The organism is Dyella japonica A8 (assembly GCF_000725385.1).
Classification (GTDB): domain Bacteria; phylum Pseudomonadota; class Gammaproteobacteria; order Xanthomonadales; family Rhodanobacteraceae; genus Dyella; species Dyella japonica_C.
Window position 1 is genome coordinate 2951838 of record NZ_CP008884.1, and the last position, 21128, is coordinate 2972965.

18 protein-coding genes are annotated in these 21128 nt (G+C 65.0%); 7 read left to right on the forward strand and 11 right to left on the reverse strand.

Translation table 11 applies throughout. The features are described from left to right. Positions 1 to 5 precede the first annotated feature (5 nt). Complete coding sequence (locus HY57_RS12390) at positions 6 to 944, forward strand: polyprenyl synthetase family protein (RefSeq protein ID WP_019467255.1); 939 nt, start codon at positions 6 to 8, stop codon at positions 942 to 944. A gap of 168 nt (positions 945 to 1112) precedes the next feature. Here HY57_RS12390 and HY57_RS12395 read toward each other — a convergent pair whose 3' ends face one another. From HY57_RS12395 to HY57_RS12420, 6 genes are all read right to left on the reverse strand, one after another. Beyond that, positions 1113 to 2768, reverse strand: a complete 1656-nt coding sequence (locus tag HY57_RS12395; RefSeq protein WP_019467254.1) for a copper resistance D family protein — start codon at positions 2766 to 2768, stop codon at positions 1113 to 1115. A 56-nt stretch (positions 2769 to 2824) separates the two neighbouring features. Next, on the reverse strand, positions 2825 to 3187 hold the full coding sequence (locus tag HY57_RS12400; RefSeq protein WP_019467253.1) for a copper resistance CopC family protein: 363 nt from the start codon (positions 3185 to 3187) through the stop codon (positions 2825 to 2827). A 25-nt stretch (positions 3188 to 3212) separates the two neighbouring features. Beyond that, entirely contained in the window at positions 3213 to 5825 is a 2613-nt protein-coding gene (locus tag HY57_RS12405) for an MMPL family transporter (RefSeq protein WP_019467252.1), read from the reverse strand. A 77-nt stretch (positions 5826 to 5902) separates the two neighbouring features. Next, the gene (locus HY57_RS12410; RefSeq protein WP_019467251.1) at positions 5903 to 6637 is read right to left on the reverse strand and encodes a hypothetical protein; all 735 of its coding nucleotides are present in this window, start codon (positions 6635 to 6637) and stop codon (positions 5903 to 5905) included. After that, the gene (gene shc, locus HY57_RS12415) at positions 6637 to 8637 is read right to left on the reverse strand and encodes a squalene--hopene cyclase (protein ID WP_019467250.1); all 2001 of its coding nucleotides are present in this window, start codon (positions 8635 to 8637) and stop codon (positions 6637 to 6639) included. Before shc ends, HY57_RS12410 begins: the two co-directional genes overlap by 1 nt. Beyond that, complete coding sequence (locus HY57_RS12420; protein ID WP_235186558.1) at positions 8634 to 9773, reverse strand: phytoene/squalene synthase family protein; 1140 nt, start codon at positions 9771 to 9773, stop codon at positions 8634 to 8636. The genes shc and HY57_RS12420 overlap by 4 nt, the downstream gene beginning before the upstream one ends. Positions 9774 to 10113: 340 nt before the next feature. Between HY57_RS12420 and hpnA the strand changes: the two genes are divergently transcribed. Beyond that, positions 10114 to 11079, forward strand: a complete 966-nt coding sequence (gene hpnA, locus HY57_RS12425) for a hopanoid-associated sugar epimerase (protein WP_019467248.1) — start codon at positions 10114 to 10116, stop codon at positions 11077 to 11079. 21 nt (positions 11080 to 11100) lie between these two features. Here hpnA and HY57_RS12430 read toward each other — a convergent pair whose 3' ends face one another. The 5 genes from HY57_RS12430 to hpnI are packed head-to-tail and all read right to left on the reverse strand — an operon-like array spanning position 11101 to position 16530. Next, a complete protein-coding gene (locus tag HY57_RS12430; protein ID WP_019467247.1) occupies positions 11101 to 11991 on the reverse strand; it encodes a hypothetical protein in 891 nt (296 codons plus the stop codon). Between the two features lie 11 nt (positions 11992 to 12002). Beyond that, complete coding sequence (locus tag HY57_RS12435) at positions 12003 to 13022, reverse strand: lysylphosphatidylglycerol synthase domain-containing protein (protein ID WP_019467246.1); 1020 nt, start codon at positions 13020 to 13022, stop codon at positions 12003 to 12005. After that, the gene (gene hpnK, locus HY57_RS12440) at positions 13019 to 13849 is read right to left on the reverse strand and encodes a hopanoid biosynthesis-associated protein HpnK (RefSeq protein WP_019467245.1); all 831 of its coding nucleotides are present in this window, start codon (positions 13847 to 13849) and stop codon (positions 13019 to 13021) included. Before hpnK ends, HY57_RS12435 begins: the two co-directional genes overlap by 4 nt. Positions 13850 to 13871: 22 nt before the next feature. Further along, the gene (gene hpnJ / locus HY57_RS12445; RefSeq protein WP_019467244.1) at positions 13872 to 15398 is read right to left on the reverse strand and encodes a hopanoid biosynthesis associated radical SAM protein HpnJ; all 1527 of its coding nucleotides are present in this window, start codon (positions 15396 to 15398) and stop codon (positions 13872 to 13874) included. Beyond that, entirely contained in the window at positions 15364 to 16530 is a 1167-nt protein-coding gene (hpnI, locus tag HY57_RS12450) for a bacteriohopanetetrol glucosamine biosynthesis glycosyltransferase HpnI (RefSeq protein WP_026034274.1), read from the reverse strand. The genes hpnJ and hpnI overlap by 35 nt, the downstream gene beginning before the upstream one ends. A gap of 45 nt (positions 16531 to 16575) precedes the next feature. Between hpnI and HY57_RS12455 the strand changes: the two genes are divergently transcribed. The 5 genes from HY57_RS12455 (at position 16576) to HY57_RS12475 (ending at position 21127) form a co-directional block, all read left to right on the forward strand. Next, positions 16576 to 17133 (forward strand): DUF2147 domain-containing protein, encoded by a 558-nt coding sequence (locus HY57_RS12455; RefSeq protein WP_019467242.1) that lies wholly within the window; start codon positions 16576 to 16578, stop codon positions 17131 to 17133. 213 nt (positions 17134 to 17346) lie between these two features. Then, positions 17347 to 17907 carry an isopentenyl-diphosphate Delta-isomerase gene (idi, locus tag HY57_RS12460; protein ID WP_019467241.1) on the forward strand — a complete coding sequence of 187 codons (561 nt, stop codon included), beginning with the start codon at positions 17347 to 17349 and terminating at the stop codon, positions 17905 to 17907. A 121-nt stretch (positions 17908 to 18028) separates the two neighbouring features. Then, positions 18029 to 19171, forward strand: a complete 1143-nt coding sequence (hpnH, locus tag HY57_RS12465; protein WP_026034273.1) for an adenosyl-hopene transferase HpnH — start codon at positions 18029 to 18031, stop codon at positions 19169 to 19171. 167 nt (positions 19172 to 19338) lie between these two features. Beyond that, on the forward strand, positions 19339 to 20445 hold the full coding sequence (locus tag HY57_RS12470) for a glycosyltransferase (protein ID WP_019467239.1): 1107 nt from the start codon (positions 19339 to 19341) through the stop codon (positions 20443 to 20445). A 112-nt stretch (positions 20446 to 20557) separates the two neighbouring features. Continuing rightward, entirely contained in the window at positions 20558 to 21127 is a 570-nt protein-coding gene (locus tag HY57_RS12475) for a LexA family protein (protein ID WP_026034272.1), read from the forward strand. The last annotated feature ends 1 nt before the right edge of the window (position 21128 follow it).

Genomic DNA, 21128 nt, shown 5'->3' on the forward strand with positions numbered 1-21128 from the left:
AGCTTGTGAGTGAAGCGATTCAGCTGTGGCCTGCCTCGACCGGTGTGACCGTGGTGCCCGAGCCGCTGGCTGCATGGATGCCACGGATCCTTGAGCGTACCGAGCGAGCGCTGGAGCATTACCTGCCCGCGGTGGACACCGTGCCGGCGACGCTGCACGAGGGCATGCGCTATGCCACGCTGGGGGGCGGCAAGCGCCTGCGCGCCTTGCTTTGCCACGCCGCGGGCGAGCTGGTGGATGCCGATCCCGCCATCCTCGATGGCGCCGCCAGTGCCATCGAGATGATCCATGCTTATTCGCTGGTGCATGACGACTTGCCCGCGATGGACAACGACCTGCTGCGTCGCGGGCAGCCCACCGTACATGTGCGCTATGGCGAGGCCATGGCCATCCTCGTGGGCGATGGCCTGCAGGCCCAGGCGTTCGCGGCGATTGGCGAGCTACCCGCGAGCGCCGCCCAGCGCGTGGCGCTACTGAAGGAACTGGCTGCTGCCAGCAGTTCGCAGGGCATGGTCGGCGGGCAGGCGATTGATCTGGAAAGCGTGGGCCATGTGTTGGCTCGCGACCAGCTTGAGCAGATGCATCGCTTGAAGACGGGCGCCTTGCTGCGCGCTTCGGTGTTCATGGGGGCGCATTGCGGCGCCGAACCCATGTCGCCGGAGCTCCATGCCGCGCTGAATGGTTACCAGAGCGCCGTGGGACTTGCCTTCCAGGTGGTCGACGACATTCTGGACGTCACCACCGACGCGGCCACGCTGGGTAAAACTCCCGGCAAGGACGCGCAGGACAACAAGCCCACCTATGTGTCGCTGCTTGGCCTGGACGCATCGCGCGAACTGGCCGAAGCGCTGGGCGAGCGCGCACGTGCCGCTCTGGCGCCGCTGGGCGAGCGCGCCGCGCATCTGCACGGCCTGGCCGACATGGTGGTTCACCGTATCCGCTGATGCCGGCGCGTCGTGTGTCTTCACGTCATTCCCGCGAAAGCGGGAATCCAGTGACGTGCGGGCTCACAGGCAAAGACGCTGGATGACCAGCCCTTCGGCTGTTGAAGAGCACCTCCCGCCTTCGCGGGAATGACAGGCGGCGGTAGGGCGTCGCCTGTCGTGATGTCCTCAAGCCTCGCGATACCACAGCAAAATCACGCCGATCAGCATGAAGCACGCCGGCCACACGTAACCCGCGATGCGGCCGCCACGCCCTGGCAGCCGCAATTCGAGCCACCGGGCCCAGCCGGCGGCGACACCGGCGAGCGCCAGCGGCGTATGGGTCAGCTCGATCAGCATCTGGTCTTTCACGTTGGAAATCTGGTGACTGTGGGTGAGCAGCATGGCGCCGCCCACCGCCACCAGCAGCGGAAACACCATGGCCGCGCGTTCGCTCTTGAGGCGCCCGGTGCGTACTGACCACTCGAACGCGCCGAACAGGATGATCAGCAGCACGAAGAAACGGTGCTGCGCCACTTCTACATCGCGCCACGCGATCCACCAGCCCTCCTGTCCCAATGGCCACACTTCCGGGTCCGAGCGGATCAGCAGAAAGCCGGCCATGGCCAGGAACAGCAACGGCCAGTGCTTGGCCCATCCCGCGCCCGCACGCCCGAGCAAAGCCATGAAGCCGATCAGCAGCACGAAGATGCCCGCCCAGTGGTGGTTGTACTCCGACCACGCGATGTCCTCGGCGTTGCGCGGCGGAATGACGCCGGAGCCGGGCGTGGTGGCCGACTGGGCGACCTGATGGTCGCGTGCCGCTTCACGGTCAAGTTGTGTCTGCAATTGCGAGATGGCGAGTGTGTCGTGGTCTGGCGAACTTAGTCGCGGCCACGCGGGTGCGTTGCGTTCGGCGATCTCGTGCAGCGATACGCGGTCGGTGGTCAGGTCCACCGCGGGCGGCACCGAGGTCAGCGACGCGGCCGCGAAGAAGATGGTGAAGCCGATGCCGATCTCCACCTCGGCGAAGCGGCGCAGGCGGATCACGGAAGCGTTGGCGCCTTTGCGCAGCCGCTCGGTGACGAGGAAGTTGCCCAGCCCCAGGCCCAGCAGGCCGATGAACATCGCCACCTTGGCCCCGACCATCACACCGTAGGCGGTCCCGTAGAAACCCTGCACATCGCCCACGTAGAAGATCCACATGGTGATGCCCGACAGCAGGATGCAGGCCACGCCGATCATCGACATGCGCGAGAAGCGCGCACCGACCAGGGTCAGGCCATCAGTATCCTGCAGATGGCGCAACACCAGCACGAAGCAGGGGATGGCGCCGATCCATATCGCGGCACCGAACTGGTGCAGGCCTTCCACGGCCATTAGCAAGGCGTTGTGGTCCAGGCGCGCGTAGGCGTGCGTGGTGGCCGTGGCCGCGACAAGTTCAAGCAGGCCGACCAGCAGCAGGAGTACGCGCGGAAGCGGTTGCGCCATGCTGCGCCGGCCCAGGCCAAGCGCGATGGCCAGCGCACACAGGATCTTGATGCTGCCCGCCACCGCGAACGATGCCTGCATGACGTTCGCGAAGGACAGGTCCACCGTCGACATCAATACCGACACCTGCAGCGCAGTGGTCGCCAGTTCCGACAGCAGCAAGCCCCAGGCGCTCCAACGCGTGAGGCGCACGACGCGTTGCTCGAGCACGTCGCCCTGCGGGAGACGGGGCGATAGCGGGTGCAGCAGAAGCATGAGGAACAGCAATCCCCCCAACGTCATCGATTGGGTGACGATGACGAAGCCATGCAGGATGACGCTGAGGTACCCGAAAATGTCGACAAGCAGGGCCACGGAACCCCCGTTGGGTCAGCGGTGGTGATGGAACGGGCGAGTGGTGGGCAGTGCGCTTACGGCGCAGCCGTCACGGTAAAAGGCAGGTCGCCGCGCGTGATGTGTCCATCCAGCGCCAGCGCCTGCCAGCGAATGGTGTAGGCGCCTGGCTTCAGGTCGGCCGCGCTGTCCAGTTCGTTGGGCTTGCCGGTGTTGGCGGTGATGGCGAGCGGCGTCTCACTCTTGTCAGGGGCGATGAGTATCAACCGCGAACGCGCCTGGTCGATCTTGCTGTTGTATTTCAGCATCAGCGCCAGGTGACCCGCCGGCACGCTGCCGTTGGGCTTGGGCGTGCTGTCGGTGAGGATGGCGTGGGCGCTGGCATTGATGCTGACGGCAAGGGCGAGGATGGCAATCGCGACACGATGGTTGAGCTGCATGCGATGACTCCGGCAAGGACAAGGGTCAGGGTTGGCTGATCGGCTGCTTGCAGTGCCCAATCGAGTAAAGCATGGCGGGCAGGAATGCAAAGGTGGACAGCAGCACCGCGAGCAGGCTGAGCAGCAGCACCGTGCCCATGCTGGCCGTGCCGGGGTGGCGCGCAATGGCGAGGCTGCCAAAGGCGGTGCCGGTGGTGAGTGCGGAGAACAGGATGGCGCGCGCGGTGGGTGAACCCAGGAAGTGATGCACGCCGTGACGCCAGTTCATCACGAAATAGACGTTGAACGAGACACCCACGCCCAGCAACAGCGGCAACGCGATGATGTTGGCGAAGTTGATGGATATGCCGAACAGCCGCGCCAGCAGGGCGGTGAGCAGGGCCGACATGAGCAGCGTGGCCAGCACCAGCCCGGCATCGCGCACGCGGCGCAGCACCAGCATCAGCACGATGGCGATGGCCACGGTGGCATACACGGCCGCCTCGCGGAAGGCGATGAGGATGGTATCGGCCGCCTTGATGGTATCGACGGCAGAGCCGGCAGCGTCGGGCGCGACCTGTTGCACCGTTTTGACGAAATCGCGCAGGCCGGCCGTGCTTTGTGCCTTGGTGGTTGGCGTCACCTGCACGCGCACGCGGCCGTCTGGAGCGAACCAGTCGCGCTTGAGATCATCCGGCAGGCTCTGCATGGTGATGGGCTCGGCCGAGAGCGAATCGGCGAGCTGGTGGAGCGTGTAGGGCAGGAACTGCGTCAGCGCCTGGTTGGCCGTTGCCATCTGCTGGTCGGTGCCATGGGACAGCACGGCCAGTGCCTTGCCGATGCGGCGCAGCGGGGAGTTCGCCGGCAGCTTGTCCGTCACGCTGGCGATGCCTTCGCTGGTGTCCTTTGCGGCCTCGCGCATGTCGTTGGCGCTGGGCGGGGCGACCTTCTCACCCGGGTTCAACACCGCATACATCAGGTCGGACGCCTGTTGCAGCTGGTTGAGCTTGTCGTCCTGCCCCGTGGGCACGAAGTCGACACCCGAAACCACCTGCGCCACTTCCGGCAGCTTGCCGAGGCGTTCACTGAGCGTCTTGGCGGAGGGCAGGTCTTTGGCCAGCACGTCCATGGTGAACGGGTTGGTGTTCGGGTCATCCATCAGCGAGGTGAGCGTGCGCATCGCCTCGGTGTCCGCGCGTTTGGTGTGCAGCGGATTGGCGTCGAAAGGAATGGTGATCGCACACCAGATGCCGACGGCGCCGAGCACGCCGAATAGCACCAGCACGGCCTTGCGCTGGCGGTTCAGCCAGTCATCGGCCGCGGTGCCGCCCGGTAGCGCCACTTCCGCGTGCGGCGATCCCTTCGACAACAGGCGCAGCAGGGCAGGCAATACGGTCAGCGTGCAGATGAGTGCGAGCAGCATGCCCGCGCCGGCGATGATGCCCAGTTCCGCCACGCCGGTGAAATCGGTGGGTGCGAAGGCCAGGAAGCCACAGGCCGTGGCGAGCGCGGCCAGGCCGACCTGGCTGACCACGCGGTTGGCGGTTTCATGCAGCGAGTCGTCGAAGGTGCGGTCGCTGTACTGGCGGGCATGCAGGCGCACGCCGAACTGGATGCCGAAATCCACGGCAAGTCCCACGAACAACACCGCGAACGCGACCGATACCAGGTTGAGGCGTCCTACCGCGAGTGCCGCGAAACCCAGCGTATAAGTGAGGCCGACGACCAGGGTGATGACCACCGGCACGATCAGTCGCCAGGTGCCCAGCGCCAGCACCAGCCAGAACACCAGCAACAGGCTGCTGCCGATGGCGATGGGGCCGGCACGGTCGGTGAGCGAGGCGAACTCTTCGTCGGCCAGTGGCACCGAGCCGGTGTAATTGATGCGCACGCGTCCGGATGTCACTTCGGGCAGTTCGTTGGCCAGCCGCAGCATCGTCTCGGTGGCGGCCTGCCCAGGTTCGAGGGCGGCGTGGTCGAGCACTGGATGGATCAGGATGAATTCCTGTCCTCCGTTGCTGTTCACCAGATCCGGCGTGAGCAGGGCCTGCCAGGACAGCGGCGCATTCTTGCCCGCCGCAGCATCTTCCATGGTCTGCGCCACGTTGCCGAGTGCGGCGTCATAGGAGGACAGGTCCTCCGCAAACCCACGGCGCACACCCTCCACCATCAAGTCCAGGCCCTTGAACAGGCCGCGCGCGGAAGGATCCTTCGCCAGCGGTCCCAGTAATGGCTGCGCCTGGAGCATGCTGTCCAGTGTGCTTTCCAGTTCGTCCTGCGGCAGCAACAGCAGGCCTTCGCGATTGAAGAAGGGGCTGATGCCGGGTGTGGAGGACGAGCGGAAGTGTTCCTTGTCGGCCACCAGCTTGGCGTTCAACGCCTGCGCCGCGATGCGGGCTTCTTCGGGCGTGGGTGCGCTCACCACGGCGGTAAGCGTGTCGCTGAACTGGGGGAACTGCCGTGCGAAGGCGAGACTTTGCTGTCGCCACGGCAGTTTGTCGGAGAACAGGTGATCGGAGTCGGTATCGATGCTCAGGTGCTTCGAGGCGCCCCACAGGCTAAGCACCACGAACAGCGCCGCCAGCAACAGCACGGTGTAGTGGTGGCGACCGCTGCGGTCCACCGTGACAACCAGTCCTTTGTGAATCGCTTTGAACACGCTGCCGGACCTCCGTGCTTCGATGCCGTGGGCCGTGCGTCAAGGCCCAGTCTGACATCCGGGTTGCTGATGAGAGATTAGCAGGGCTGGGTCGCGTCGCGTCCCCATGTCGTGCCGGCGGCTTCCGCCGCGGCGCGCAGTGTTCGCGTCGCCTTGCCCATGCGTATCGCCAATCCTGGAAGTTCCGCCAGCAGCTGAGGGTGACGCAGAAGGGTGGCGAGCATGCGGCCAGCCCGCGGCCGACCCCACGCATCGATGCCCGCCTGCAAGGGAGCGGGCACATCATCATCGCGCTCGTCGACGATGGCCCGGAGCACGACGAAGGGGATCTGCTGCTCATCGGCCACTTTGGCGACGGCGGCGCTCTCCATGTCCACGGCCACCGACTGGTGCCGCTCTCGCATGGCGCCTTTTTCCGCCACGGTAAGCAGCGGGTGCGGCAGGCTCAGCAGGCTGCCGTCCTTCAGTAGTGGCAGGTTCGCAGCGGCAAGCCGAAGCAGCAGCGAGGCGCGCCATGCCGGGTCAGGGCGGTAATCATGGCTGCGTTCGTCGAGCACGCAGGACGGACACAGCAGCGTGCCACTGCGCAGCCCCGGCGCAAGGCCGCCGGCCACGCCGAAGGAAACGAGCGCATTCGCGCCTGCCTGGATCAAGGCCAGCGCGCCTTCCCGTGCTGCCTCCGGCCCCATGCCCGTCAGGCAGATCGAGCTGTCCGGGGTGAGTGTCGATACCTCACGCACGCGCAAGGATTGCCGCGTCAGCACGCGCGCTTCCGGCGCAAGCGCCGTCACGATGCCTACGTGTCCAGGCATCACTGGGCTGGCTGCGAGCGCGCAAGCAGTTGGCGATAGCGGGTGAGTGCCCATAAGGGAAAGTAAGCGGTGTAGCCGTGGTACTTCAGGAAAAACACGCGGGGAAATCCGGGGGCGTTGAAGCTGGGGTGGTACCAGAGATCCGCCTCCATCTCGCCCGGTGGTTGCTGATGGTCGAGCAGCCACTGGATGCCGCGCCGTGCTGCGTCGGAGGCGTGCTCGCCGGCGGCGAACAGGCCAAGCAAGGCCCAGGCCGTGCTGTGTGCGGTGCTTGCGCCGCCGTTGGTGCCGCGCAGCTGTGCATCAAAATAAGTGTCGTTGGTTTCGCCCCAGCCGCCGTCGGCGTGCTGTTTCGCCATGAGCCATTGAACGGACCGGCGGATCCACGGTTGTTGCATGTCCTCGCCGACCAGTGCCAGGCCTGCCAACACTGACCATGTGCCATAGATGTAGTTGGTGCCCCAGCGCCCCCAGTACGAACCGTCAGGCAGCTGTGTGCCGCGCAGGTAGGCGATGCACCGCTCGATGGCGGGCTTGTCCTGCGGGCGGTCGATTACGCCAAGGAAGGCCAGTACGCGTCCGGACACATCTTCCGTTGGCGGGTCGAGCATCGCGCCGTGGTCGGCGAAGGGGATCTCGTTGATGTGGTAGTGCGTGTTGTTGCGGTCGAAAGCGGCAAACCCGCCGTTGTCCGATTGCATGCCGATCAGCCAGTCGGCCGCACGTTCGATGCGGTCGCGATACATGCCTTCGCGCGGTGTGCCCCGCACGGCGACATGCAGCAGGCCGGCGACCACGGCGGTGTCGTCAAGGTCCGGGTAATAGGCGTTGGCGTACTGGAAGGCCCAGCCGCCCGGTGGAACGTCGGGTGCCTGGACGGCCCAGTCGCCCTTGAGTTCAAGTTCCTGCAGGGGCGCCAGCCATTCCAGTGCCCGCGTCACGGCATCCTGCGTGGCGGCATCGGGCGACGCCCGCAGCAGCGCCATCGCCGCCCAGCCCGTGTCCCACACCGGCGACACGCAGGGTTGGCAGAACGCCGTGCCGTCGTCGCGATGCACGATCAGCTTCTGCAGCGACTTCAGGCAGGTGGCGCGCGCGGGGTGATCCTTGGCGTAGCCAAGCAACACCATCGCCTCCAGCGCATTGACCATGGGCGGGAAGATGGCGCCCAGGCCGTCGTCGCCATTCAATCGCGGCAGGAACCATTCCTCCGCGCGCTTGATGGCCTTGCGCCGCAGCGACGCGGGCATCAGCGGATCGCAGGCGCGCCCTACCTTGTCCAGCACGAGGAACAGCTTGCTGATGAAGGTGGTGGTGGCGAAGTAGTGGCGCTCCTCATCGGGTGGCGTCACGAACAATTCGGGAATGCCGATCTTGCGAGGGTTCCTTGCCTGCGCCTTCATCGAGCAGAGGATGAAGAGCGGCACCATGGTGGCGCGCGCCCAGTACGACACCTTGTCGAGATGGAAGGGCGCCCAGCGCGGAAACAGCATGATCTCCACCGGCACATAGGGTGCGGCCCGCCACGGCACCTGGCCGAACATGGCGAGCAGGATGCGGGTGAAGACATTGCTCTTCGCGGCGCCGCCCCGGGACAGCAGGGCCTCGCGCGCGCGGCGCATGTGCGGCGCATCGGGTGAATCGCCGGCGGCCTTGAGCGCGTAATAGGCCTTTACCGTGCACGACACATCGAGCGCGCCATCGTGGTACAGCGGCCAGCCGCCATGCGTGTCGAGTCGTTGCTTGAGCCTGATGTATCGCGCCAGCTTTTCCTGCAGCACATCGTCGATGTCGTCGATGAAGTGCATCATCAGGATGTATTCGGACGAGATGGTGCAGTCCGTTTCGAACTCGAAGCACCAGTGCCCATTCGCCTGCTGCCGGTCCATGAGCGCGCGGCGTGCGCGCTCGATGGCCTGGTCGATGCGGTCGGATGTGTGCTGCGGCTGACGCAAGTGGGGCGGGGCGAAGGAGGCGGCAGAGGCAGGCGTATCCGTCATAGCGAACGGGCGTTTTTCAGATGCGATGCCCTTCGCCATGGCCATGCCGCATGGCGTGCCTGCGGCATGTCCCACTCCGGCGCCAGTGGCGTGAGCGGCAGCTTGCGCGCGGCGGCGCCGAACAGGAAGCGGACGGCAGGATCGTACTTGTCGGTAAGGCGCGTCAGTCCAATGGTCTGGGCCACTGCCGCGCGGGATACCTTGACCTGGGTGCCCGACGAGAAGTCGAGGCGATCCTGCAGGTTGCGCAGCGTGAGCACGGCCAGGCCGATGCTCCACAGGCAGAACCGGCGGAAGCCGGCGTGGCGCGCGGGCACGATGAGGGTGTATTCCACGGCGCGGCACAGGTGCGCGTGCGCCACGCCGATCAGTTCGATCATGGCGTCGGCGTAGTGTGCGTCCTGCCGGCCGGGGGTGAGATCCCTCAGTTCCACGCCGTAACGCGCGAAGACGTCGTGGGGGAGCCAGCACACGCCGTGGCTGCGATCTTCCCACTGGTCCTTGAGGATGTTGGTCATCTGCAGTCCCTGGCCGAACGAAATGGCCAGGCGCATCAGCGTGCGTGACTGCGCTGCGAGTTCCGGTTCGAAATCGACCAGCAGCTTGGTGAGCATTTCGCCGACCACGCCGGCGACGTGGTAGCAGTAGCGGTCCATGTCGCGCAGCGTCTCCAGGCCTTGCGGGCCGACGACGCGCTGGAAGTCGTGCATGCCCTGCGACATGACGCGCAGGCATTCCACGATGGCTTCGTGTTGCGTGGGGTTGAACGTCTCGGTGATCTCCAGCACCAGTGGCAGGTGGGACATCAGGTCGCGTTCGCTTTCCGACGTGGCGTCGGAGAACCTTGGCGCGATGCTGGCGGCGAATTCGCGTGCGTCGAGGTGGCCGGTCACGGCATCGACGAAGGCGTTCTCGTAGCGTCCCTTTTCCTCCGCGCTGAAGGCGGGTTCGTCCTCGATGGTGTCGGCGATGCGGCACAACAGGTACGCATTGGCGACGACATCGCGCAGCGCCGGTGGCAACTGCGGAATCGTCAACGCAAACGTTCGTGACACCTTGGGAAGTATCGCTTCCTGGTAAGCGCTGGCGTTGCTCGGGGCGATCGCAGCAGCTTGTTTCGCTTCGAACATGGGCATGCCTCGGCCTTCTTAGTATTCACATACAGAGAAACCAGCGACACCGGCATGGTAACACCCTGTTCGTGATCGACACAGTCATCTGACCAGAGCCAATGTCTTCGGTTCGTCGAGACGTCCGGTGCCTGCTGAAAGGCTGGGGAAAGCACGCCCCCCGGCCACTGGCACTGGTGTGGCATACCACGAACTGGTTACGGTGGAAGGGCGTCGGCGCCGTGTGCCGTTCGTACATAATGAACTCCAACTCCTCCCCGGGTTCAGGGAAAAGCAGCCTTATGTGTCCAGGCGCGATGCGGGCGGTGGTCGGGCTTACCTTGGTGTTCCGCCGATGAGGTCGCTGGTGACCGGAGCCACGGGCTTCGTCGGCTCAGCCGTCGCCCGGCGACTGCTGCGCGAAGATCATCGCGTGCGCGTGCTGGCCCGGCCGGGGTCCGACCGGCGCAACCTTCTGGGGTTGGACGTGGAGGTGGTGGAGGGCAACCTTGCCAATGCCGAGTCGCTGGCAAGGATTTGCGACGGCTGCGATGCGCTGTTCCACGTGGCGGCAGACTACCGCCTGTGGGCGCCGCGGCCGCAGGAGTTGTACCAGACCAATGTCGAAGGCACGCGCGCCCTGCTCGATGCTGCGCGGCGTGCCGGCGTGCCGCGCGTGGTCTATACGAGCAGCGTGGCGACGCTGGGCATTCCGAGGGACGGCACGCCCGGCGACGAAACGACAGCGGTGTCACTGGCCGACATGGTCGGTCACTACAAGCGGTCCAAATTCCTGGCCGAACAGCTGGTGAGCGAGTACGCCGCGCAGGGGCTGCCGGTGGTCATCGTCAACCCGTCGACCCCGATTGGTCCACGCGACATCAAGCCCACGCCGACGGGGCGCATCGTGCGTGACGCCATGGCGGGCCGCATGCCGGCCTATGTGGATACCGGGCTCAACGTCGTGCATGTGGATGACGTGGCGGACGGGCACTGGCTGGCTTTCGCGAAAGGCGTGGTGGGGCAGCGCTATGTCCTTGGTGGCACCAACATGAGCCTGCGCGAGTTGTTGTTTGAAATCGCCGACATCGTGGGCCGTCCGCCGCCGCGCTGGCGGCTGCCGCATGGGGTGGTCATGCCGGTGGCGTACGTGGCCGAAGCGTGGGCGAAGCTCAGCGGCAGGCCGCCCATCGCCACGGTGGAAGAGGTGCGCATGTCGCGCAAGCGCATGTTCTTCACCAGCGCCAAGGCGGAGCGTGAACTGGGTTACGCGGCGGGGCCGGTGCGGCTGGCGCTGGAAGACGCGGTGGCGTGGTTCAGTCTGCACCGCTGAGGCGAGGGGCCTTGTCCCGGGTTATTTCAAGAAGCGCCGTGCCAGTCTGGCCATGCGGGGTACGAAGGTCGGGCGCAGCAGGCGTTCGTCGTAACCACCCATGCGGAAACTGTCCTGCGCCAGGCACAGGTCGAGCAATTCACTGATCTTCAGGTCCAGGCCAATCTGCTCGTGCCCGGTCAGGGTGAAGTTGGCGTCCTGCATTTCGCCGTTGCCGTCCAGGCCCTTGGCGATGCCGATGCGCTCCCAGATGAGGAACAGCCACACCCGCATGACCTTCAGCTCGAAGGCGGGGCGTCGCCACCACGGGAGCTGCTTGCGATACCACGCCACCCAGTTGGCGAAGAACAGGATGTGGCGCGCCTCTTCCTGCATGACGGGTTCGAAGGTTTCCACCAGTTCGGAGGGAAAGTAGCCAGTGCGCTTGGCGGACTCGAACAGGCCGAAGGCGAAGAAGCTGTCGATGCACTCGCTGTAGCCGGTGACCAGCCAGCCCCATTCGGGGTCTTTGGGTACTTCGTATTCGGGTTCGGGTGCCAGTTCGATGCCGTAGGCGGCGACCATCTTGCTGAGCACGACCTTGTGGCGCGCCTCTTCATCGCCGTCCATGGTGAGCGCCTCGTGCAGCAGCGGGTCGCTCACGGTGTTCGTATAAGTGGCCACCCGCAGCTTGGCCTTGCCCTCGGTCTGCACGGCAATGTCCCAGATGGGCAGCGAGGTGATGCGGTGTAGCGCATCGGCCGTCAGTGCCGGCCATTCGATCACGGCCGGCTTGTACGGGTTGTGCGTGTCCAGCAGCATCCGGCAGAACAGCCGCTTGTGGGCATCCGAACCGATCTTGATGTGCCCTGGATCGTTGCCGGTCCAATGGCGCATGGTGTGATCGGCGGCAGCTACGGCGTCATGGGACATGCTCACCTCGCTCAGGGGATCTCGGAAAGCTTGGGCTTGCGGCGCGAAAGCCAGCGGCGGTGAAACCGGTGCGCCTCGGCCCATTGCCACGACAGCAGGGCGGGCACCCCGAAGCCTACTTCACGCGCGCGCTTGACCAGTGACAGCGCGATGGCGGCATCGGCCGGCAGGCCGATGATGTTGCCGAACAGCACCAGTCCACCTTCCTGCACGCCCAGTCCCGCCGGGACGAAGAAGATGATGTGGCGCACCGCCTGGGTGGTCGCTTCGATGGCGATGGCATCCCACACGGAGATGGGGTAGCCCAGCAACTGCAGCGCCAGCCAGCTTTCAAAACTGCCCACCACGAAGCCGGCCACCTGCCATCCACAGGCGATGGCCAGGCGGACGGGCATGGCGTAGAGCTTGCGCACTTCCTCGTCCAGTCGGGCGCCGTCCAGCAGTTCGGTAAAGCGCGAGGGGCCGCCGAGCAGCTTTTCCGCGAAGGCTTCCAGTCGCGAGAACAGTTGGCCGTGGCGCAGTATCCAGATCAACCCAAGGGGCAAGGGGAGCGAGGCTGCGACCGCGCCGATGACCGAATTGAGCGTGCCGATATGGCCCGCCATGCCGATCAGCAACAACAGGCCGAGCGCCACGAAGATGTACTGGCTGACCAGGGTCAGCAGGACTTCCATGATGACGCTGGCCGCCACCGGGGCGCCTTCCAGTCCACGCCATTTGACCAGGCGGATGCCCACGATCTCGCCGCCGACATTGGCGACGGGCAGCAGGCGGTTGCATGCCTCGCGCACGGTGGCGACCCAGAACAGGAAGGGCGTGCCGGCGCGGCGCTGCGGGTCGCAGGGTGCCAGCAGTGCGCGCCAGCCGAGCACGTCCAGCAACAGCGGCAGGGCATGGAACGGCAACAGCCAGAGCAGCGCCCAGCCTGCGTGGTTGAACGCGCTCTCGATCGCGGACCAGTTCTGGTGCGTCACCAGGATGATCGCGGCGATCAAGCCGAGCAGGCCGGCGATGTAAACGAAGTACTTCATGCCGCCGCCGGATCACTGAAGCCGTGGCAAAGCTGGCAGCGTTCCTCCACGGCCTGCCGCACGCGCGGCGACAGCAGGGCGGCCAGCTCATCGGCATGCCGGTAGTCGGCCATGGCCGGGGTCAGTTCCCCGTGAGTGGCCGGGTGCAGGTAAACCTCGCTCAGTCCGTCGGGCAGGCGCTGCACGACGTCGAGCAATGCCTGTTCATCCATGCCGCCGGTCTGGTGGATGCCGAAGACATGGTCGTTGGAAAGCATGCCCGCGCGGCGCAGGCGGTGGCGCATCAGCGCAAGCCAGGGTTTCAGCCACGGGCCGGAGCCGGGTTCGGCTGGCCAGCGTACGGCGCGCAAGCCGTAGTCGCGCCCAATGGAAAGTATCAAGGAAAGCACCGTCGGATGGAGATGGAAATGTTTGTGCGCGTTGACGTGGTCCAGTGGCAGGCCGGTCGCCGCGAACGCTTCGAACTGCGCACGTATTTCCTCTGCCAGTTGCCGCCTTACATGCGGCAGGAAGAAGAAGCGCACGCCGTCGCGCGCCATATGGTTGCCGAATTGGCCGCGCGCATCCACCAGTGCGGGTATGCGCGAGGGCGGCAACGCGGATGGCCCGTCGGCGAGCACCAGGTGCAGGCCCACGGCCAGGCCGGGCAGGCGCCTGGCGCGCGCCACGGCATCGGCCGCGGCCGGTGCCGTCACCATCAGGCTGGTCGCGCGCAGCACGCCGTCGAGGAAGGCGCGCTCCACCGCCTGGTTGACGGCGGCATGCAAGCCGAAATCGTCCGCGGTGACAATCAGTCGCGGTCGCGAGGATGCGGGTGACGCAGTCATGGGGCCAGCGTAGGCAGCGAGGTCACGCCTCGTGCGCACGCAGGAAGCGGAAGAACTCCACGCCCTCGCGCAATCGGCGCTTGGTCATTTCCCAGCTGCCGGCCATTTCCTTGACGATCTCCCAGATCTTGGACGGGCGGAAATAGAAGCTTCGGTAGAAGGTTTCCACGCCGTGGAAGATCTCTTCCTTGGACAGGTGCGGGTAGCTGATCATGGCCAGCTGCACGCCCTTGTCGTTGACCAGGTGCGCCGAGGTGTTTTCTTCCAGCCAGCCGTTCTCGATGGCCTGCTTGTACAGCGTGGTGCCCGGATAGGGCGCGGCCAGCGACACCTGGATGGTGTGCGGGTTGATCTCCTTGGCGTACTCGATGGTGCGGGCGATGGTTTCCTTGGTTTCGCCCGGCAGGCCGAGGATGAAGGTGCCATGCACGGTGATGCCGAGCTTGCGGCAGTTCTCGGTGAAGGTGCGCGCGATATCGGTGCGCAGGCCCTTCTTGATGTTGTGCAGGATCTGGTCGTCGCCCGACTCGTAGCCTACCAGCAACAGGCGCAGGCCGTTGTCCTTCATGATCTTCAGCGATTCGTACGGCACGTTTGCCTTGGCGTTGCAGCTCCAGGTCCAGCCCATGGCGTGCAGGCCGCGCGCGATCTCGTGCACGCGCTCCATGTTGGAGCTGTCGGTGAAGGTGTCGTCGTCGAACATCAGTTCGCGAACCTCGGGCATGTTCTCCTTGATCCACTTCGCCTCGGCCAGCACGTTGGCGGCCGAACGCACGCGGTAGCGATGGCCGCCCACGGTCTGTGGCCACAGGCAGAACGTGCACTTGGAGCGGCAGCCGCGGCCGGTGTAGATCGACACATACGGGTGCATCAGGTAGCCGATGAAATACCGGTCGATCTTCAGGTCGCGCTTGTAGATCGGCGCCACGAAGGGCAGGTCGTCCATGTGCTCGATGGTGGCGCGCGACGGATTGTGCTGCACGCTGCCGTCGGCGAGCTTGTAGCTGATGCCGGCGATGTCCTTGAACGCGCGACCCTCGGCAACTTCCTTGCAGGTGTAGTCGAATTCTTCACGTGCCACGAAATCGATGGCAGCCGATGCCAGCAGCGAGGCATCCGGTTCCACCGCGACCTTGGCGCCCACCATGCCGATGAGGATGTCGGGGTGGAGTGCCTTCAGGAGCTCGGCAAACTTCGCGTCCGTGGGGAAGGAGGGCGTACTGGTGTGGATGATCACCAGGTCGTACACGCCGGCAATGCTGAGCGTCTCTTCCACCGACAACTCTTCCACCGGGGCGTCCAGTACGCGTGAGCCGGGCACCAGCGCGGCCGGCTGCGCCAGCCAGGTGGGGTACCAGAAACTCTTGATCTCCCGTTTGGCCTGGTAACGGGAGCCAGCGCCACCGTCGAAACCGTCAAACGAAGGGGCTTGCAGAAAAAGCGTCTTCATGGGATTGCCAAGCTCCTGCAGTTCATTCCGCAACGAGTTGTTCATCGCACTGTCGACCACGTCGTCAAGGATACCGCGATGGCGCGTGGTCGCGCGCATGCAAATCCTGGCCACGCCATTTCACGCGCCAGTGGATCAGCGCACCCGCCCATTCCACCAGCAATAGCGTGTCGCGGAAAGGGGTGAGCCAGGCGTCCCGCCAACGGGAGGATCTTGCGGCGCTCCGCCAGGCAACGGCGTAACGCGCCAGGCGCGCCGTGCCGGCCAGCAGGGCGAGCACCAAGCAGGGCGCGGAGGGTGAAAGGCACAAGGCCAGCGCCAGCAAGGGCCAGGTAAGGCAGATGACGCTGAAGAAGAAGCCGGTCGGCGATATCGCCCGGATGGTGCGCAACCAGCGAAGTTCGTGCGGCCAGAGGCTGGCGAGCCGCGTTTCGCTGACGTCGGTGCCTACCATCAGGTCGCTGAGCACGGTGCGCATGCCCAGCTCGCGCGTGCGCTCGCCCAGCCAGAAATCGTCAGCCAGTGTGTCCTTCAGGGCGTCGAAGCCGCCGATGGCTTCCAGTGCGTCGCGCCGCAGCGCGATGGTGGAGCCGAACGCGAAGCGCGTGGAGCCGAACGCGTGCGACACACGCACCGAAGGCGCGAACCAGTCGTCGATGAACAGCTTGCCCAGCCGGGCGCAGATCGTGTCGCCCGCTACGCCATGGTAGAGGCAGGTCACGATGCCTACGCGCGGATCGTTCAACGGTGACGTGACACGCGCAAGATAGTCCGGTGTCACGCTGATGTCGCTGTCGGCCAGCACCAGCCAACCGTGGCGTGCGTGCGGGAACAGGTTCATCAGGTTGCTGACCTTGAGGTTGGCACCGTGCACCATGGGGTCGATCACCAGAGCCATGGATAGCCGTGGAAACTCGCGCTGCAGCCGCTGCACCACGGCGATGGCCGGATCCTCCGGGTCGCGCACTCCGAAGAGCAGTTCATAGTCCGCGTATTGCTGCTCGCAGAAGCCCCGGAGGTTCTCGTAGAGCCGCGGCTCGGCGCCATGCAGTGGCTTGAGGACGCTGACCGGAAGGCTTGCCTGATCGTTCACATCCGCTCGCCGATGCTTGCTCAGGCGTTCGCAGCGGAACCAGGCCCAGAGGCTCAGGCAGGCATAGGCCGTGGCGCACAGGGCCAGTGCGATGCCAAACCAGGACAGCGGCGATATATCGGCAGGATGAGGCGGCATGAAGTCGGTTCGGACGCGATCCACCATTCCTTGCAAAGTTACTGCATGCGCTTCGTGAATGCTTATCTCTCTTCGGGTTGGCGCCGCTGGGTAGGGCTGGCCCTCTTGTGGGTGGGGTGCTGTGGCGTGGCCTTCGCGCAGACGCCGCAGGATGACGGCACGCCTGCCTCGGCCATCGAGGGCGACTGGCTGGTCGCGAGCCGTGACGCCATCATCCGCATCGAGGCGCAAGGCGACACGTTCATCGGCACCATTGTGTGGCAGCTGCACGATACCTATGGGCCTGAGGATGGGCCTGAGCTCAACGGCAAGATTGTCACGGACCGCCACAATCCCGATCCTGCCCTGCGCTCGCGCCCTCTCACCGGGCTGCGCCTGCTATGGGGCCTGCATTACGACGCCGATGCGCAGGCTTGGGTGGACGGCTTCGTCTACAACGCCGACAACGGCAAGCAATACCACTGCGAAGTTCATGTGCCGGCGCCCGATCGGCTGGTGCTGCGCGGGTATATCGGCATCCCCCTGCTGGGTGGAAGCACGACCTGGACGCGCACGCATGAACCGTTTCCCGCGGCGGCCACCCGTGTCCATCCGGTGCAGTAATGCCTGCCAGCATCACGTAATGACTTGCGAGGGGCTACTCGGCTTCGTCCATCCTTGCTAGCCTGATGGTGTATTCGTTCGACGGTCGAACGCGCGTTGCGTCATTTGTGACGAAGATGTGATGACCGGATGAGTGCCGTTCGCCGGAACAGAGAGGTTTGGACCTTGGCTAGCCGCGAGTTGGACAATAACGAAGGATCCTGGTCGAGGAACGTGGTTTCCTTTCAGGACGAGCCCCTGGTGCTGGTCGACGAGCACGACCGCGAAACCGGTTTCCTCGACAAGGCGTCCGCCCATCATGGGCAGGGCACGCTGCACCGTGCCTTTTCACTGTTCGTGTTCAATGCGCATGGTGAATTGCTGCTGCAGCAGCGCGCCGAAGGCAAGCGCCTGTGGCCGGGTTACTGGTCGAACACTTGTTGCAGCCATCCTCGCCGTGGCGAAATGATGGAGACGGCCATCCAGCGCCGGCTCGGCGAGGAATTGGGCATGGCCTGCGAATTCCAGTTCCAGTTCAAGTTCCAGTACCAGGCGCAATTCGACGCCGACGGTGCGGAGAACGAGCTCTGCTGGGTCTATGCTGGCCGCAGCGATGCGGCGCCTGTCGCCAACATCCATGAGATCGCGGCGCTGCGATACATCGCGCCGGATGCGCTCGATCGCGAGATCGCCGGGCACCCGGAGCGCTTCACGCCCTGGTTCAAGATCGAATGGGACCGGTTGCGGCGCGAGCATGCGCATGTGTTCGCGCCGCCGGCCACTCTGGCGTCCTGAACGCCACGCGGCTCCCAGGTGGCTATACTTCAGGACAGCGATGTAAACGACTGGAATTCAGTTGCCCGCGCCGGATGGCGCGGCACGTCATGATCCATCGAACAGCGATGAGGAGATTCCGTTGGGCATTCCTCTTATTCAGCAAACCAAGATCGCGCGTTACATCATTGGCAAGAAGCTGAGCGGACAGAAGCGTTATCCGCTGGCGATGATGTTGGAGCCCTTGTTCCAGTGCAACCTGGCCTGTGCCGGTTGCGGCAAGATCGATCATCCGAAAGAGATCCTGCAAAAGCGCATGAGCGTGGAAGATGCGCTGCGCGCCGTGGATGAATGCGGCGCGCCGGTGGTGTCCATTCCCGGTGGCGAGCCGCTGATCCACAAGGAGATGCCGCAGATCGTGCAGGGCCTCATCGCCCGCGAGAAGTTCATCTATCTCTGCACCAATGCGCTGCTGCTGACCAAGCACATCGACGAGTACACGCCGTCGCCGTATTTCACCTGGTCAGTGCACCTGGATGGCCTGCAGGAGCGGCACGACGCGTCGGTATGCATGGAGGGCGTGTTCGACAAGGCGGTGGCGGCGATCAAGCTGGCCCTGTCGCGCGGCTTCCGCGTCACCATCAACTGCACGCTGTTCAACAACGAGGAGCCGGAGGAGATCGCGAAGTTCTTTGACTTCGCCATGTCGCTGGGCATCGAGGGCATCACGGTGTCGCCGGGCTACAGCTACCAGCATGCGCCGCGGCAGGATGTGTTCCTGGGGCGCACGGAAAGCAAGCAGTTGTTCCGCGACGTGTTCCGCATTGGCCGCGAGCGCAAGAGCAAGTGGGTGTTCAACCAGTCGTCCATGTTCCTGGACTTCATCGCGGGCAACCAGAGCTACCAGTGCACGCCATGGTCCAACCCCACCTACAACATCTTCGGCTGGCAGAAGCCGTGCTACCTCCTGGTCGATGAAGGCTACGCCAGTTCGTACAAGGAGCTGATGGAAGGCACCGCGTGGGACAAGTACGGCGTCGGCATCAACCCCAAGTGCGACAACTGCATGGCGCATTGCGGTTTCGAGGGCACGGCGGTGGACGATACCTTCGCGCACCCGCTGAAGGCGGCACGCGTGGCGACGTTTGGTCCGCGCATCGACGGTGCGATGGCGCCGGACCTGCCGGTGCTCTATGGCGATCGCGCGGATGCCACGGCGATTCGGATTCCGATCAGTGCGATTCAGCGGCCTCATTCGTCTCATGGGACTGATGTAGGGCATTGACGGTCCATCACCTTTTGTTTTCCCTCACCGTCATTCCCGCGAAAGCGGGAATCCAGTGCCTTTGGTTTCCGCCTCGAGCAAAGACGCTGGATTCCCGCTTTCGCGGGAATGACGGTGAGGCGGGAATGACGGCGCGGCGAGTGGTGACTCTAAATAGGCTCTGACCCATGTGGGCGTTCCTTTGCGCCATCGTCCCGGCCTTGATGTGGCTGGGCCTGCTACTCGTGCCCTGGCGTCCATGGAGCACGCGCGAGCACCTTGAAGCGGATCCGTCATCGAGCGCGCGGCTCGACGACATCACCGTGTTGATCCCGGCGCGCAACGAAGCCGAGGTGATCGGCACGACGCTGCGCGCCTTGCAGGCGCAGGGCGCAGGGCTGCAAATCATCGTGATTGATGACCAGTCGACCGACGGCACAGCTGCCGTGGCGAGCGCGTTTGCGAATGTGCGCGTGATTCCGGGCACGCCACTGCCTGATGGCTGGGCCGGCAAGCTGTGGGCGCTGGAGCAGGGCAGGCAACACGTGCATACGCCGCTGACCTTGCTGCTGGATGCGGATATCGAGCTGCGCCCCGGCATGCTGACGACCTTGCTGTCACACAAGCAGCGCGAGCAGCGACGGTTCGTCTCGATCATGGCGGACCTGCGCCGCACCAGCTTCTGGGATCGTCTGTTGCTGCCGGCATTCGTCTACTACTTCAAGCTGCTTTATCCGTTCGCTGTTTCTAACTCCCGCTCCACGCTGGTGGCGGCAGGCGCGGGTGGCTGCATCCTGCTGGACACGGACATGCTGGAGCGCATCGGCGGCTTCGCCAGCCTGCGCGATGCGCTGATCGACGACTGCACGCTGGCGCGCCAGGTGAAGCGAGCCGGTGGCCGTACCTGGATCGGCCTGAGCCGCGACGTGGTGAGCCTGCGGCCGTACGGCAGCTTCGATTCGATCCATCGCATGGTGGCGCGCTCGGCGTTTACCCAGCTGGGCTACTCGACCGCGTTGCTGCTGGTGGTGACGATGCTGTTCCTGCTCGCTTACGGCGCACCGCTGGCCCTGCTCGGTGCGCCCCACCTATGGCCGCTGGCCTGGGTGGCTTTGCTGGCCATGATGCTGGGCTACCTGCCCATGCTCAGGTACTACCGCATGCCCCTGTGGTGGGCGCTGCTGCTGCCGCTGGGGGCGGCCCTGTACCTGGGCATGACCTGGAGCTCGGCGATCCGCTACTGGCGCGGCGTGCGCTCCCAGTGGAAGGGGCGGGTGTATGGCACGGGCGCCTGAATCACCATTTGAAACAATAACTTGAATTTATTTCGGGGCGGGGCGCTGAATCTCGGTCCATGAGAATGCCATCGTGGTATCTTGAATGCCGTCCCGGTAATCAAGTCGTCCCATGCCTCCTTCCGAACACGGTGGACGTCGCCCTGGCGCCGGTCGCCCCGCCGGTGAACCCAGTCAGCGCATTCGCGTACCTGAAAGCCAGGTGCCGGCGGTGCTGGCCTATCTGGATGCCTACCGCAGCCCGGCTTCGCTGGAGGCGCCGCGTCCCGTCTCGCAGGATCCGTCCACCGTCGCGCTGACGGCCTTCCTCAGTCGCGTGCCGGCCGGCGTGCCTTCGCTGGCGGAGGACGATGTCGACGAAGTGGTCGACCTCAACCAGCATCTCGTGCTGCCTGGCCATGAGCCGAGCACTTTCATCATCCGCGTGTCGGGCTGGTCGATGATCGGCGCCGGCATTTTCGACGGCGACGAAGTGCTGGTGGATCGCGCGCTCGCGCCACGCCAGGGCGACATTGTGGTGGCGGTGGTCAACAACGAGTTGACCATCAAGCGGCTGGGCAAGGTGGACGGACACATCGCCTTGTTGCCGGAGAACGCGCACTTCAAGCCTATCGTGTTCCGCGAGGGCGAGACGCTCAGTGTCTGGGGCGTGGTCACCCGCTGTCTTCGTACGCTGCGTTGAG

Coding starts and splice junctions, on each gene's coding strand:
- HY57_RS12470 (WP_019467239.1), top strand. CDS start 19,339: ATGTGGGCGTTCCTTTGCGCCATCGTCCCGGCCTTGATGTGGCTGGGC.
- HY57_RS12435 (WP_019467246.1), bottom strand. CDS start 13,022: ATGAAGTACTTCGTTTACATCGCCGGCCTGCTCGGCTTGATCGCCGCG.
- HY57_RS12430 (WP_019467247.1), bottom strand. CDS start 11,991: ATGTCCCATGACGCCGTAGCTGCCGCCGATCACACCATGCGCCATTGG.
- hpnJ (WP_019467244.1), bottom strand. CDS start 15,398: ATGCGCGCGACCACGCGCCATCGCGGTATCCTTGACGACGTGGTCGAC.
- hpnK (WP_019467245.1), bottom strand. CDS start 13,849: ATGACTGCGTCACCCGCATCCTCGCGACCGCGACTGATTGTCACCGCG.
- shc (WP_019467250.1), bottom strand. CDS start 8,637: ATGACGGATACGCCTGCCTCTGCCGCCTCCTTCGCCCCGCCCCACTTG.
- HY57_RS12410 (WP_019467251.1), bottom strand. CDS start 6,637: ATGCCTGGACACGTAGGCATCGTGACGGCGCTTGCGCCGGAAGCGCGC.
- HY57_RS12455 (WP_019467242.1), top strand. CDS start 16,576: ATGCGCTTCGTGAATGCTTATCTCTCTTCGGGTTGGCGCCGCTGGGTA.
- HY57_RS12475 (WP_026034272.1), top strand. CDS start 20,558: ATGCCTCCTTCCGAACACGGTGGACGTCGCCCTGGCGCCGGTCGCCCC.
- hpnI (WP_026034274.1), bottom strand. CDS start 16,530: ATGCCGCCTCATCCTGCCGATATATCGCCGCTGTCCTGGTTTGGCATC.
- HY57_RS12400 (WP_019467253.1), bottom strand. CDS start 3,187: ATGCAGCTCAACCATCGTGTCGCGATTGCCATCCTCGCCCTTGCCGTC.
- HY57_RS12420 (WP_235186558.1), bottom strand. CDS start 9,773: ATGCCCATGTTCGAAGCGAAACAAGCTGCTGCGATCGCCCCGAGCAAC.